The sequence below is a fragment of the Streptomyces sp. NPDC002889 genome (genome assembly GCF_042888425.1).
Classification (GTDB): Bacteria; Actinomycetota; Actinomycetes; order Streptomycetales; family Streptomycetaceae; genus Streptomyces.
The window spans coordinates 571,653-586,163 of sequence record NZ_JBIAPT010000001.1; the positions used below are offsets into that span (position 1 = coordinate 571,653).

Sequence of the window (14,511 nt, forward strand, 5' to 3'; positions counted from 1 at the left end):
CGGTCCGGCGGTAACCCGGACCTAAAAGGAGCGAAGTGGCTAAGGTCCGGGTATACGAACTCGCCAAGGAGTTCGGCGTAGAGAGCAAGGTCGTCATGGCCAAGCTCCAAGAACTCGGTGAATTCGTCCGTTCGGCGTCTTCGACGATCGAGGCGCCGGTTGTACGCAAGTTGACTGATGCTTTGCAGGGTCCCGGCGGTGGCGCCGGCAAGACCGCTGCCAAGCCCGGTGCGCCCCGCAAGGCGACGCCCTCCCCCGCAGCGGCAAGCCGCGCGGGTGGTTCCCCCACGCCCGCTGCGCCGTCCTCCGGCGCCGCGGCACGTCCTGCTGCCCCGAAGCCCGGCGCCCCGGCCCCCAAGCCGGCCGCCGCCCCGGTGAGCAGCACCCCCTCCGCGGCCCCGGCTCCGGGCCCGCGTCCGACTCCGGGTCCCAAGCCCGCACCGGCCAAGCCCGCTCCCGCGGCACCGGTGCCCGCTGCCGAGTTCTCGGCTCCGGCCCCGGCCCAGCCCAGTGCGCCGCAGGCCCCGCGTCCCGCGGGTGCCACCCCCGGTCCTCGCCCCGCCCGTCCGGCTCCGGCCGGCGGTCAGCGTGACGGCGGCCGTGACGGTGGTCGTGGCGGCGAGCGTCCGGCGCGTCCCGCCGGCGGCCAGGGTGCTCCGCGCCCCGGTGGCCGTCCGGCCGGTCCCCGTCCGGGCAACAACCCCTTCACCTCCGGCGGCTCCACCGGCATGGCGCGCCCCCAGGCGCCCCGTCCCGGCGGTGCTCCGCGACCCGGCGGCGGCGCTCCCGGCGCCCCGCGTCCGCAGGGTGGCCCCGGTGGCGCTCCCCGTCCGCAGGGCCAGGGCGGCGCCCGTCCGACCCCCGGCGGCATGCCCCGTCCGCAGGCGCCGCGTCCCGGTGGCGGTCCGGCCGGTAACCGTCCGAACCCGGGCATGATGCCGCAGCGTCCTGCTGCCGGTCCCCGTCCTGGCGCCGGTCCCGGCGGTGGCCGTGGTCCCGGTGGCGGTGGCGGCGGCGGTCGTCCCGGCGGTGCCGGTGGCGGTCGTCCGGGTGGCGGTGGCGGCGGTTTCGCCGGCCGTCCCGGTGGCGGTGGCGGTGGCGGCGGTTTCGCCGGCCGTCCCGGTGGCGGTGGCGGTGGCGGCGGCTTCGCCGGCCGTCCGGGTGGTCCCGGCGGTGGCGGCGGTGGCCGTCCCGGCTTCGGCGGTCGTCCCGGTGGTCCGGGTGGCCGTGGTGGCACGCAGGGCGCCTTCGGCCGTCCCGGCGGTCCCGCGCGTCGTGGTCGCAAGTCGAAGCGGCAGAGGCGCCAGGAGTACGAGGCCATGCAGGCCCCGTCGGTCGGCGGCGTGATGCTGCCTCGCGGCAACGGACAGTCCGTCCGCCTGTCGCGCGGTGCGTCGCTCACCGACTTCGCGGAGAAGATCAACGCCAACCCGGCGTCGCTCGTCGCCGTGATGATGAACCTCGGCGAGATGGTCACTGCCACGCAGTCCGTCTCCGACGAGACGCTGAAGCTCCTCGCGGATGAGATGAACTACATCCTCGAGATCGTCAGCCCCGAGGAGGAGGACCGCGAGCTGCTCGAGTCCTTCGACATCGAGTTCGGTGAGGACGAGGGTGGCGAGGAGTTCCTCGTCGCGCGTCCGCCGGTCGTGACCGTCATGGGTCACGTCGACCACGGTAAGACCCGACTGCTGGACACGATCCGCAAGACGAATGTCGTCGCGGGCGAGGCCGGCGGTATTACGCAGCACATCGGTGCGTACCAGGTCACCACCCAGGTCAACGACGAAGAGCGCAGGATCACCTTCATCGACACCCCGGGTCACGAGGCGTTCACCGCCATGCGTGCCCGTGGTGCCAAGTCGACCGACATCGCGATCCTCGTGGTGGCGGCCAACGACGGTGTGATGCCCCAGACGATCGAGGCGCTGAACCACGCCAAGGCGGCCGATGTGCCGATCGTGGTCGCGGTCAACAAGATCGACGTCGAGGGTGCGGACCCGTCCAAGGTGCGCGGTCAGCTCACCGAATTCGGTCTGGTGGCCGAGGAGTACGGCGGCGACACCATGTTCGTCGACATCTCCGCCAAGCAGGGCCTCAACATCGAGAGCCTGCTGGAGGCCGTGGTCCTCACCGCGGACGCCTCGCTCGACCTGCGGGCCAACCCGGAGCAGGACGCGCAGGGCATCGCGATCGAGTCCCACCTGGACCGTGGCCGCGGCGCCGTCGCGACCGTCCTGGTCCAGCGAGGCACCCTGCGGGTCGGCGACACCATGGTGGTCGGCGACGCGTACGGCCGTGTCCGCGCGATGCTCGACGACAAGGGCGGGAACGTGGAAGAGGCGGGTCCGTCGACTCCGGTCCTCGTCCTCGGTCTCACCAACGTCCCGGGCGCCGGCGACAACTTCCTGGTTGTCGACGAGGACCGTACGGCCCGTCAGATCGCCGAGAAGCGTGCCGCTCGTGAGCGGAACGCCAACTTCGCCCGCCGGGGTGTCCGGTTCTCCCTGGAGAACCTGGACGAGGCCCTCAAGGCCGGTCTGGTGCAGGAACTCAACCTCATCATCAAGGGCGACGCGTCCGGTTCGGTGGAGGCTCTCGAGTCCTCGCTGCTCCAGCTCGACGTCGGCGAAGAGGTCGACATCCGCGTCCTGCACCGCGGTGTGGGTGCGGTCACCGAGTCGGACATCGACCTGGCGACCGGCTCCGACGCCATCGTCATCGGCTTCAACGTCCGCGCCGCGGGCCGCGCGGCGCAGATGGCGGAGCGCGAGGGCGTCGACGTCCGGTACTACTCGGTGATCTACCAGGCCATCGAGGAGATCGAGGCGGCCCTCAAGGGCATGCTCAAGCCGGAGTTCGAAGAGGTCGAGCTCGGTACGGCGGAGATCCGCGAGGTCTTCCGCTCGTCCAAGCTGGGCAACATCGCCGGTGTGCTGGTCCGCTCCGGCGAGGTCAAGCGCAACACCAAGGCGCGGTTGCTGCGCGATGGCAAGGTCATCGCGGAGAACCTCACCATCTCCGGTCTGCGCCGCTTCAAGGACGACGTCACCGAGATCCGCGAAGGCTTCGAGGGCGGTATCAACCTCGGAAACTTCAACGACATCAAGATCGACGATGTCATCGCGACGTACGAGATGCGCGAGAAGCCGCGCGGCTGACGCACGGCAGACGCACAGCCCGGTCCGGGGCCGGTCGGCGGAGAGTATTTCCGTCGATCGGCCCCGGCCGTTGCGTGTACGGTTTGGATGTCCCTGCCAAGAACCGGCGGGGCCCCAGAACCCGAACCGGCGGGACATCCGGACATACATGTATGTGGGGACACTGTCCTTCGATCTGCTTCTCGGCGACGTACGGTCGCTGAAGGAGAAACGCTCCGTGGTCCGCCCGATCGTGGCCGAGCTCCAGCGCAAATACGCGGTGAGCGTGGCAGAGGTGGGCGGCCAGGATCTCCATCGCCGGGCCCAGATCGGCCTGGCCGTGGTGTCCGGGAACACCGGGCACCTCACAGATGTACTCGACCGGTGCGAGCGCCTTGTCGCCGGCCGGCCCGAGGTGGAGCTGCTGTCCGTTAGACGCAGGCTCCACAGCGACGAAGACTGAACTGAGCAGGACACAGCAGGAAAAGGGAGAAGGACCAGTGGCCGACAACGCGCGGGCTAAGAAGCTGGCGGACCTCATCCGGGAGGTGGTCGCCGAGAAGCTGCAGCGGGGCATCAAGGACCCGCGCCTGGGTTCGCATGTGACCATTACGGACACCCGGGTCACGGGCGATCTGCGGGAGGCGACGGTCTTCTACACGGTCTACGGGGACGACGAGGAAAGGGCCAGCGCCGCGGCGGGCCTGCAGAGCGCCAAGGGCATCCTGCGCTCGGCGGTCGGCGCGGCGGCCGGTACGAAGTTCACGCCGACGCTCACGTTCGTCGCGGACGCCCTTCCGGAGAACGCCAAGACGATCGAGGACCTCCTCGACAAGGCGCGGGCCTCCGACGCGAAGGTGCGCGAGGCGTCCAGCGGTGCGACGTACGCCGGCGAGGCGGACCCCTACCGCAAGCCGGAGGACGAGGACGAAGCCTCCGAATGACTGAGCAGAACAGGACCCCCCCGGCCACCGCCGGGAGGGGCCCCCACGACGGACTTGTCATTGTCGACAAGCCGTCCGGCTTCACTTCGCACGACGTCGTCGCCAAGATGCGCGGGATCGCGAGGACCCGCCGCGTCGGACACGCGGGGACGCTGGACCCGATGGCCACCGGGGTGCTCGTCCTCGGGGTCGAGAAGGCCACCAAACTGCTCGGGCATCTGGCGCTGACCGAGAAGGAGTACCTCGGCACGATCCGGCTCGGACAGAACACGATCACGGACGACGCCGAGGGCGAGATCACGTCCTCCGCCGATGCCTCCGGGATCACCCGTGAGGCGGTCGACGAGGGCGTCGCCAAGCTGACCGGCGACATCATGCAGGTGCCGTCCAAGGTCAGCGCCATCAAGATCGACGGAAAGCGCTCGTACGCGCGGGTGCGCGGCGGCGAGGAGTTCGACATCCCGGCCCGGCCGGTGACCGTGTCCTCCTTCCGCGTCTACGACGTGCGCGAGGCGACGACCGAGGACGGGCTGCCCGTCATGGACGTGGTCGTTTCCGTCGTCTGCTCCTCCGGTACGTACATCCGGGCTCTGGCCCGCGACCTCGGTGCCGATCTGGGCGTCGGTGGGCATCTGACGGCGCTGCGCCGGACCCGGGTGGGTCCCTACGGACTGGACGCGGCGAAGACGCTCGAGCAGCTCCAGCAGGAGCTGACCGTGATGCCGATCGCCGAAGCGGCCGCGGCCGCGTTCCCGCGCTGGGACGTGGACGCCAGGCAGGCGAAGCTGCTCACCAACGGGGTAAGGGTGGACATGCCCGCCCGGGAGAGGTCGCCGGTCGCCGTCTTCGGGCCGGACGGGCGCTTCCTGGCGCTGGTCGAGGAGCACCGGGGCAAGGCGAAGAGCCTCGCGGTCTTCGGCTGAACCGGCCGGCGGTCGCGGTGTGACGGTCGGCGTGCCACACGGTGGTGTGCCGTGCGGTGGATTCCTCTGCTGCGGGGTGCCACGCGGTGGCGTCCTCTTCAGCGACGCCGCACGTGGTGGTGTGCGACTGTCCGGCTGCCGGCGGGCCGCCTGGCCCAGCGGGTTCACCGGCTTTCTCGTGGAACGGGCAGCGGCGCGCTGCCCGTTCCACGATCCCCCTCGCTTCCCCCACGCAAAGGTCTATCCCGCACAGACCCGGTATTCACCCCATCGGGCAGGCGCACGGAGTGAACCGCGGGAGCACTGGGGGGCGCGTTCACTCCAGGGCCTCTTCTGGTGATCATCGGCGACCTACCGTCGACGTCATGGGACGCGGGCAGCTGGCAACGTTGGTACGGATCTGCGACATGGCCGGGCGGCCGCGCGGCACCGGCTTCGTCGCCGACGGCATCGGCACGGTGGTCACCAGCCACGAGGCCGTCGACGGGCAGACGAGGGTGATGCTGCACGCCCCCGACGGACGCGCATGCCTCGCCGAGGGCGACGCCATCACCGCACTGCCCGCATCCGGCGTCGCCCTGCTGCGCACCGACGGGCTGGGCATGCCACCACTGCCGATCAGCACCCGGGACACGGTCCGGCCAGGAACGTACGTACGGCTCGCGGCGCACGGTTGGCGCGAGGCCCGCGTGCTCGGCACGACCCGGGCCGGCTACAGCGCCGCCGACCACAGTCGCGTCGTCGTCGAGGCGCTGGAACTGGCGATCGGCACGGACGGCAGCGACGCACTGCACTTCGGGAGCGCGGCCGCCGGGGGCCCGGTGCTCGACGCCCGCACCGGGGCGGTGCTGGCCGTTCTGGGCACCAGCCTGCGGTGCGGCCACCCCGCGGCCCGGTGCGCGGTCCCGCTGCGCACGCCGGACCGGTCACCGGACGGGCCGCTGGCCGCGCTGCTGCGGCGCAATGGGGCGACGGCGCCCGCGTACGGCGACGATCTGAACCTGGCGGCCGTGCTGGAGCTGACCTCGAGGGGGCGCATGGACCCCCCACCTGTGGAACGGCCGGCCGTCGTACGGCAGTTGGACCGCTTCGCCGACGGCGCCACGGCCCTGGTGGCCGGGCTCGTCGGCGCGCCCGGCACGGGCCGCACGAGCGAACTCGCCGCGCTCGCAGCCCGCCGCGCGCAGGCCCCGGCGCCCGCTCCCACGCTGTGGCTCCGCGGAGCCGACCTGTGCGCCGACGACATGTCGCTGGCCGACGCGGCCGCCCGCGTGCTGTCGGCATCCGGCACCGATGCGGTGACGGCCGGCGTCACCCCCGACCGGGTTGCGCACCTCGCCCACGAGGCGGGCCGTCCGCTGCTCGTCGTCCTGGACGGCGCCGAGGAGGCGCCGCCGTTGGCACCGGCCCGACTGTCGCTGTGGACGGCGAACACGGTCGCATGGCTCACCGCCACGGGAACGCGCCTGGTGATCGGCTGCCGCCCCGAGCACTGGGAACAGGCCGGGGCGCTCTACCCGCCGGGGGCGCTGTTCGACCCGGCTGCGTCCGGAGAGCCGCTGCGCGTTCCAGGGCCGCGCACGGGGGCGTACCCGGATGCCCGCACCGCGTCGGAGCCATGGCCTGCGGCACAGAACCCGGCGGGAACCGTCCCCGGTGTGCCGTACGGGCGATCGGGCCTGCCCTCGCCGGACGTATCGGCGGGCGCCGTGGGGCGCCCGGCCCGCGCACCGGCCGGACTGCTCCCCGCAGACACGTCGGGTCGGCCCGTGGCGGGCCGAGGCGTCGCCCTGGCACTGAGGGTCGACGGCCCGGCCCCGTCACAATCGCCTGTCGGCACATCCGGTCGGCCCATGGCGGCACGAGGCGCCCCGGCGCTGTGGCTCGAGGGCCCGGCCGCCTCGCAGCCGGCCGGGCTGCCGCCCGCCGTGGACATCGGGCCGTTGAGCCCTGACGAGGCCCGCCGGATGCGCGAGCACTACCGCGTGCCGGCCGGGGCGCTCGGGGTCGACGACGAACGGCATCCCCTGGTGCTGCGGATCTACACCGAGGTACGGGACGCGCTCGGCGGCGACGTGGCCGGCCGGCCCGTGCGGGAGGACCTGCTCGGGGCTCATCTCGATCTGGTCTGTCTGCGGATCGCCTCCAGGAACGCCGCTGACGTGCCGGGCAGCGCCGTGCGCCGTCTCGCGGCCTCGGTGGCCGGTCAGGTGCACGAGGCGGCCCGGCGGTGCCTCGGCACAGGGCTGGGGGAGCTGGACCGGGCGACGTTCGAGGAGCTCTTTGCCGAGTGGGGTCCCGCCGTGCTCGCCGAGGGACTGCTCGTTCCGGCGGGCGGTGGGTACCGCTTCGGCCATGAGGAGGTCGCCGACTGGATCCATGGCGCCCACCTGGACCTCGACGCGGCGCTCGACCGGCTGGTCCACCGCCCGTGGCTGCGAACCGCGCCTCCCGTCCCGCGCCACCGCCTCGGCATCGTCATCCACTCCCTGCTGCGGCTCGGCCGGTTCCACGGGGCGGCGGCTCTGGAGCGCAGGCTGGCGGCGCTGGCCCGGGCGCTGGAGTCAGGGGCCGAGACGCCCGACGACGCCCGCTGGTGGGCCGCCCGGCTCGTCGCCGAGACCCTGCGCCGGGTTCCCGACGCGCAGCCGTATCTCGGCGTGCTGCGGCTGCTGGTCCCCCAGCGGGGTGCCGCCGAGTTCGGGCCCGCTTTCTGGGAGCGGATTGCGCTCCCGGATGCCTGCCGCCTCGAGCTCCTGCGCCGTCTCGTTCCCGCCGACCCGCCGCACGGCAGCCGCGCCGGCCGGGGCGCCGGGCGCCGGTACCTCGACGTGGTCGCCGCGCGGCTCGCCGCGGACCCCGAAGCCGTACAGCCGCTGCTGTGCCGTTGGTTCACCGACACCACCCCGCTGGCCGTCGGGCCCGACGCCGCAGTACGGCCCACCGTCGCCACCGCCGCCCAGGCCCTGCTCCACGCCCTCCGGGGCCACGCCGTCGACGGCCTCACCGAGGCACTCGTCGCCTCCGACCACCCCCGCGCACACGAACTGCTCGCCGCACTCGTCGACGACGAACCGTCCGCGCTCTGCCGGGCCGTCGCACGCTGGGCCCACGATCCGCGGCCGAGGCGCCGTGCCGCGGCCGCCGTGTACGCGCCGGTCACGGCGGCGAGAGCGACCACCCCGGCAGACCACGCACTGCTGAGGCACGCCGCGCTCGCGCTGCTCAGCGACACCGCCGACCCCGCCGTGCGCGGCCCGGCGCTCGCCCTCCTCGTCCAGGACCCGGTCAGCCGGGCCAACTACGTGGACACCGCGCTGGCGGCGTACGCGGCAGGCGAGCCCCACCTGCCCTCCCGGGCGCTCGCGGCCGCACTGGGCACCCACACCGAGCCGGTTCTCGCCGCCTTCCGGGCCCGGCTGCTGGGCCCACGCGACAGGCAGGGCGCCGACTCCGAGGACGGCGAGATCCTGGGCATTCTCGCCGAGATCGAGATCACCGCCCTCGGCCCGGCCCGCCGCGCCGCCGCCCTCGTCTGCGAGTTCATCGACCACCGGCCCGAGGCGGCCCCGGACGCCGCCGCCTACCTCGACCGCCTCATCGAACAGGGGCCGGCCGCCGGGGCCGTACTGTTCCCGCTGGTCATACACCTGCTGCGGGGCCGCCGGCCCCAGGTGCGCAGCGCCCTCGCCCCGGTGCTCGCCGCCCCCGGCAGCGCCGTGTCCCGCTCGCTGCGCGCCGAGCTGCTCGACGTGCTGCTGGAGTACGAGCAGTACGCGGCACGCGACCTGGCCGTGCTGGAGGCCGTGCTGCGCGCCGCCGCGCACGGCTGCGGGGCTCGCACCGAGGCCCGGACCCGGGCGCTGGTGCACCGCACGGGCCGGGTGCTAGCACGCCGCCCGGGCGGCGCGGCCTGTCTCGACCGGCTGCTGGTGGAACTGGCCCGCGAGCTGCCCCGTTTCGCCTTGCTGCTGGCCGGATGGCTGGCCGCGGCACCGCAGGAGTGGGCCGCGGTGGTCGGTCCGGGCACCCGTCGGCTCCTCGCGACGCACGCCCTCCCGGTGCCGATGCCAACCGCGAGCCGCGGGCATGGCAGTCTTAGACCTGCGTAAGAGGCAATCACGTACACAGGTTCGGGCGAGGAGCGGTCACAGTGCAGCGCTGGCGTGGCTTGGAGGACATCCCCCAGGACTGGGGACGCAGCGTCGTCACCATCGGCTCCTACGACGGCGTGCACCGCGGGCACCAGCTGATCATCGGCCGGGCCGTGGAGCGGGCGCGGCAGCTGGGTGTGCAGTCGGTCGTCGTCACCTTCGACCCGCACCCCAGCGAGGTCGTCCGTCCCGGCAGCCACCCGCCGCTGCTCGCTCCGCACCACCGGCGCGCCGAGCTGATGGCCGAACTGGGCGTCGACGCGTTGCTGATTCTGCCCTTCACCAGCGAGTTCTCACAGCTGTCGCCGGCCGACTTCATCGTCAAGGTGCTCGTCGACAAGCTGCACGCGCGCGCCGTCATCGAGGGACCGAACTTCCGCTTCGGACACCGCGCGGCGGGCAATGTCGCCTTCCTGACCGAGCTCGGCGCGACCTACGACTACGAGGTCGAGGTCGTCGACCTTTATGTGAGCGGTACGGCGGGCGGCGGCGAGCCGTTCTCCTCGACCCTGACCCGCCGGCTCGTCGCCGAGGGCGATGTGGAGGGCGCGGCCGAGATCCTCGGCCGCCCGCACCGTGTCGAAGGTGTGGTGGTGCGCGGTGCACAGCGCGGGCGTGAGCTCGGCTACCCCACGGCGAACGTGGAGACGCTGCCGCACACCGCGATCCCGGCGGACGGGGTGTATGCCGGATGGCTGACCGCGGACGGCGAACGGATGCCCGCCGCGATCTCGGTCGGAACGAACCCGCAGTTCGACGGCACCGAGCGAACCGTCGAGGCGTATGCGATCGACCGCGTGGGGCTCGATCTGTACGGGCTGCACGTCACCGTGGACTTCCTGGCCTATGTGCGCGGCCAGGCGAAGTTCGACTCGATCGAGTCCCTCCTGGACGCGATCGGTGAGGACGTCAAGAAGTGCCGTGAACTGGCCGGCGCGTACGACGCACGGGGCTGACACCACCGGGACGGCCGGCCCGTCGGCGCTGCGTCCGCGCCGCGTCCTGTCGGTGGGCGTCGGCCCCGCCCGTACGTGTCCGCGGTGTCGGGCCGGAACCCCGCTCACCGATCCGGCCTGATCCACAAGAACCGCCCGAGGCGTTACTGGGGCCGTGTCGCCCAGTGGCACGCCACCTGGGCGCCGGTCGTGCTCGGCAGCACCGGCAGGTCCTGGGCGTGGCACAGGTCGGCCACCCCCGCGCGGGCCGCCTCGCCCGACGACAGCACCTGGCAGCGGACGTGGAAGCGGCAGCCGTCCGGGATGCGGGACGGGTCCGGTGGTTCGCCCGTCAGCACCACGGGCGGCTCGCCCGACTCCGGCAGTACCGACAACAGCGCCTTGGTGTAAGGATGCTGAGGTGACGTCAGTACATCTTCCACCGGTCCCGACTCCACGATCCGGCCCAGATACATCACCGCGACCCGGTCCGCGATGTTCCACGCCAGACCCAGATCGTGTGTCACCACCAGCGCGGACAGGCCCAGTTCGTCGCGCAGCCGCAGCAACAGTGCGAGGATCTCGCCGCGTACGGACGCGTCCAGCGAGGCCACCGGCTCGTCGGCGACGATCAGTTCGGGCCGAAGCACCAGCGCACCGGCGATGACGACCCTCTGCCGCTGACCGCCGGACAGCTCGTGCGGATAGCGCAGGAAGAACCGATCCGGCGGCCGCAGCCCGGCCCGCGAGAGCGCCTCGGCGACGGCTTCGCGCTCGTCGCCGGCGTATCCGTGGATCCGCAGCCCCTCGGCGACCGCGTCGTAGACCGTGTGTCGCGGATTGAGCGAGCCGCTCGGATCCTGGAGGACCAGCTGCACGCGCTTGCGGTACGCCTTCAGGGCCCGCGACCCGTAACCGAGCGGCACACCGCCGAAGGCGATCCGCCCCGAGGTGGGTGGCACCAGGCCGAGCAGGGATCGCGCCAGCGTGGTCTTGCCACAGCCGGATTCGCCGACCAGGGCGACGATCTCACCGGCGCCGATGTCGAGATCGACCCCGTCCACAGCGCGCGTCGCCCGCCCGCCGCGTCGCCCGGGAAAGGCGACATGGAGACTCTCGGCCGACAGCAGGGGTGAAGTGGTCATGGCTGGCTCCTGAATGCGGCCCCGGCGGCGGTACGAACCGGGCGGTTCGACGGGCGAGTTCGAGAAGGGAGGCAGTCGGCGTGGCCCCGTGCACGGAGGCCCGGGGCCCGGTGGTCCGGGCTGGGAACAGCGCCACGGGCGGTCGAGCCCGGTGCCCGGCGGCCACCGCGGGGCCGGGGCGCAGCCGCCGCGCACTCCGCGCCGCGGACGCCCGGGGCCCGGCCGCCCCGATTCGGGCCGAAGACCCGGCGGACGACGGCGTGCCGCATCACAGGAGCTTCGTCCCCGAGGCGCCCCCGACTCCCGCCGCGCCCACATGGACGCACGCCGCCCGGTGGTCGTCGCCGGCCGTCGCAAGCACCTGGTCCATCTCGGCGCACATGTCCACCGCGACCGGGCAGCGCGGATGGAACGTACAGCCGGACGGCAGTGCCGCCGGGTCCGGGGGGTCGCCGGGCAGACCGCGAGGGGCGCGGCGCGAGGCCGGGTCGCCGATGCGGGGGAACGCCGCGGACAGCGCCCGCCCGTACGGATGCTCCGCCGCCCCGTACACCGCCCTCGCCGGGCCCTCCTCGACCACCCGGCCCGCGTACATCACCGCCAGCCGGTCGCAGGTCTCGGCGAGTACACCCAGATCGTGGCTGATCATGAGCAGGCTGATGTTCTGCTCGGCGACCAGTTGCTCGATCAGCCGCAGGATCTGGGCCTGGATCATCACATCGAGCGCGGTCGTCGGTTCATCGGCGACGATCAGCCGTGGATCGCAGGCGAGCGCCATCGCGATCATCACGCGCTGCCGCTGCCCGCCGGACAGCTCGTGCGGATACGCGTCCGCGCGCCCGAGGGGCAGCCCCACTTGCTCCAGCAGCTCGCCGACGCGCCGTGCCGCCGCGGTCTCGGTCGTCGTCCTGCGGTGCAGCAGGATCGGCTCGGCGATCTGGTCGCCGACGCGCTGCACCGCGTTCAGGGAGTGCATCGCGCCCTGGAAGACGATTGACGCACCCGCCCATCGCACGGCCCGCAGCCGGCCCCACTTCATGGCGAGGACGTCCTCGCCGTCCAGCAGGATCTCTCCCGTGAGCCGGGCGGAGGCGGGCAGCAGCCGCAGCAGGGCCAGCGCGATCGTCGACTTGCCGCAGCCCGACTCGCCCGCGACGCCCAGCTTGCGGCCGGCGGCCAGGGACAGGTCGACGCCGCGCACGGCGGGTACGGCTCGCGCCCCGGAGCCGTAGGTCACATGCAGGTTCCTGACCTCGAGCAGGCTCAACGAGCCACCCCCAGCTTCGGGTTGAGCACGGCCTCGATCGCGCGCCCGCACAAGGTGAAGGCGAGCGCCACGACCGCGATCGCGATACCGGGCGGTGCCAGATACCACCAGTGGCCCGAGGAGACCGCGCCCGCCTCGCGCGCGTCCTGGAGCATGCCGCCCCAGGAGACGACCGTGGGATCGCCCAGCCCGAGGAAGGCCAGCGTCGCCTCCGTCAGGATCGCGCTGGAGATGCCGAGCGTGGTCTGCGCGAGCACCAGCGGCATCACGTTGGGCAGGACATGGCGGTTCATGATGTGCCCGTGACCGCCGCCGAGCGCCTTGGCGCGTTCGATGTAGGGGCGGGACTCGACGGCGATGGTCTGCGCGCGCACCAGTCGTGCCGTGGTCGGCCAGCTGGTGACGCCGATCGCGATGATCACCGTCCAGATGCTGCGTGACATGACGGTGGCCAGCACGATCGCCAGCACCAGCGTCGGCATCACCAGGAACCAGTCCGTGATCCGCATCAGCACCGTGGAGAACCAGCCGCCGTAGTGACCGGCGATGATGCCGACGAGTGTGCCGATGGCCACCGAGAGCGCGGCCGCAAGCAGGCCCACGGTGAGCGAGATCCTCGCCCCCCACACCAGCAGGCCAAGCAGTGAGCGTCCGAACTGGTCCGTCCCGAGGGGGAATTGGGCGCTCGGCTTCTCCAGCGCCGCCCCCGGGGCAGTCGTCACACTCTGCACATCGGCGCCGACGAGCCACGGCGCGGCGAGCGCGACCAGGGCGATCAGCGCCAGAGCACCGAGGCCGAACAGCCCGGCGCGATGCGTGCGGTACGCCCTCCAGAAGCGGGCCACCGAGTGGCGGCGGCGCGCCCAGGCCAGCGAGGTCGCGGTCTGCCTCGTCTGCTTGCCCGGCTTCTTGTCCTGCTTGGGCTGGTCGGTCTTGGCGACCGGCGTTGTCGTCATCGGCCCACCCGGGGGTCGAGCAGCGGATACAGCAGATCGGCGAGCAGGTTCATCAGAATCATCGCACCGGCGAAGACCACGAACAGTCCCTGCACCAGCGGCAGATCGGGCACACTCAGCGCCTGGTAGAACAGCCCGCCCAGGCCCGGCCAGGAGAAGACCGTCTCGACGAGGATCGAACCGGCCGCCACATGGCCCAGGTTGATGAAGACCATGGTGACGGTCGGCAGCAGCGCATTGGGCACCGCATGCCTGCGGCGGACCGAGTCGTCACGCAGCCCCTTCGCCCGGGCTGTCGTCAGATAGTCGCTGCCCATCTCGTCCAGCAGCGAGGAGCGCATCACCAGCAGCGTCTGCGCGTAGCCGACGGCGACCAGCGTGACGACCGGCAGCACCATATGGTGCGCGACGTCGAGGACGTAGGCGAAGCCGCTCTCGTCGCCCGACTCCATACCGCCGGTCGGGAACATGCCGGGGATCGGGCCGATGCCCACCGAGAAGGTGATGATCAGCAGCAGCCCCAGCCAGAACGACGGCACCGACCACAGGGTGAGCGCCACCGAGGTGTTGAGCCTGTCGCCGATGCTGCCGTGGCGCCACGCCGAGCGGGTGCCGAGCCACAGTCCGATGGCCGAGTAGATCACCACCGCGACGCCCGTGAGCAGCAGCGTGGCGGGCAGCTTCTGCCAGATCAGCTCACCGACCGGCGCCCGGAACTGGTACGACATGCCCAGATCGCCGGTCAGCGCCCTCGCACAGTAGTCGGTGAACTGCTGCCACATCGGCTGGTCGAGCCCGAACTGACGCCGCAGCGTGGCCATCTGTTCCGCGGACGTCGGCATGCCGTGCGTCATGGCCTTCACCGGGTCGCCCGGGATGACCCTGAAGAGGAAGAAGCTGGTGACGAGCACCGCGAGCAGCGACACCGCCGCCCCGGCGAGCCTGCCGCCGACATAGACGAGATAGGCGCGCGCGCCGGCGCTCGTGGCGCGGGCCTCGGGGGCCCGCGCCACGGCCGTGGTACCGGTCGTGCTTGTGGTGCTCATC

General features: G+C 72.5%; 10 protein-coding genes. 6 read left to right on the forward strand and 4 right to left on the reverse strand.

Going from position 1 to position 14,511, the window contains the following annotated elements; all coding sequences use genetic code 11:
- The first annotated feature begins 35 nt into the window (after positions 1 to 35).
- The 6 genes from infB (at position 36) to ACFYWI_RS02615 (ending at position 10,117) form a co-directional block, all read left to right on the forward strand.
- On the forward strand, positions 36 to 3,161 hold the full coding sequence (gene infB, locus ACFYWI_RS02590; protein WP_389224287.1) for a translation initiation factor IF-2: 3,126 nt from the start codon (positions 36 to 38) through the stop codon (positions 3,159 to 3,161).
- Between the two features lie 148 nt (positions 3,162 to 3,309).
- The gene (locus ACFYWI_RS02595) at positions 3,310 to 3,603 is read left to right on the forward strand and encodes a DUF503 domain-containing protein (protein WP_389224290.1); all 294 of its coding nucleotides are present in this window, start codon (positions 3,310 to 3,312) and stop codon (positions 3,601 to 3,603) included.
- Positions 3,604 to 3,640: 37 nt separating this feature from the next.
- Entirely contained in the window at positions 3,641 to 4,084 is a 444-nt protein-coding gene (gene rbfA / locus ACFYWI_RS02600; RefSeq protein WP_389224292.1) for a 30S ribosome-binding factor RbfA, read from the forward strand.
- On the forward strand, positions 4,081 to 5,007 hold the full coding sequence (gene truB / locus ACFYWI_RS02605) for a tRNA pseudouridine(55) synthase TruB (protein ID WP_389224295.1): 927 nt from the start codon (positions 4,081 to 4,083) through the stop codon (positions 5,005 to 5,007). Before rbfA ends, truB begins: the two co-directional genes overlap by 4 nt.
- A 365-nt stretch (positions 5,008 to 5,372) precedes the next feature.
- A complete protein-coding gene (locus tag ACFYWI_RS02610) occupies positions 5,373 to 9,119 on the forward strand; it encodes a trypsin-like peptidase domain-containing protein (RefSeq protein WP_389224298.1) in 3,747 nt (1,248 codons plus the stop codon).
- 41 nt (positions 9,120 to 9,160) lie between these two features.
- Complete coding sequence (locus tag ACFYWI_RS02615; RefSeq protein WP_389224301.1) at positions 9,161 to 10,117, forward strand: bifunctional riboflavin kinase/FAD synthetase; 957 nt, start codon at positions 9,161 to 9,163, stop codon at positions 10,115 to 10,117.
- A gap of 143 nt (positions 10,118 to 10,260) precedes the next feature.
- Here the strand turns inward: ACFYWI_RS02615 and ACFYWI_RS02620 are convergent, their stop codons facing one another.
- From ACFYWI_RS02620 to ACFYWI_RS02635, 4 genes are all read right to left on the reverse strand, one after another.
- Positions 10,261 to 11,241, reverse strand: coding sequence for an ABC transporter ATP-binding protein (locus tag ACFYWI_RS02620; RefSeq protein WP_389224304.1), 981 nt, complete (start codon positions 11,239 to 11,241; stop codon positions 10,261 to 10,263).
- Positions 11,242 to 11,509: 268 nt separating this feature from the next.
- The gene (locus ACFYWI_RS02625) at positions 11,510 to 12,508 is read right to left on the reverse strand and encodes an ABC transporter ATP-binding protein (protein ID WP_389224308.1); all 999 of its coding nucleotides are present in this window, start codon (positions 12,506 to 12,508) and stop codon (positions 11,510 to 11,512) included.
- On the reverse strand, positions 12,505 to 13,464 hold the full coding sequence (locus tag ACFYWI_RS02630; RefSeq protein ID WP_389224311.1) for an ABC transporter permease: 960 nt from the start codon (positions 13,462 to 13,464) through the stop codon (positions 12,505 to 12,507). The genes ACFYWI_RS02625 and ACFYWI_RS02630 overlap by 4 nt, the downstream gene beginning before the upstream one ends.
- The gene (locus ACFYWI_RS02635) at positions 13,461 to 14,510 is read right to left on the reverse strand and encodes an ABC transporter permease (protein WP_389224313.1); all 1,050 of its coding nucleotides are present in this window, start codon (positions 14,508 to 14,510) and stop codon (positions 13,461 to 13,463) included. Before ACFYWI_RS02635 ends, ACFYWI_RS02630 begins: the two co-directional genes overlap by 4 nt.
- Between the last annotated feature and the right edge of the window lies 1 nt (position 14,511).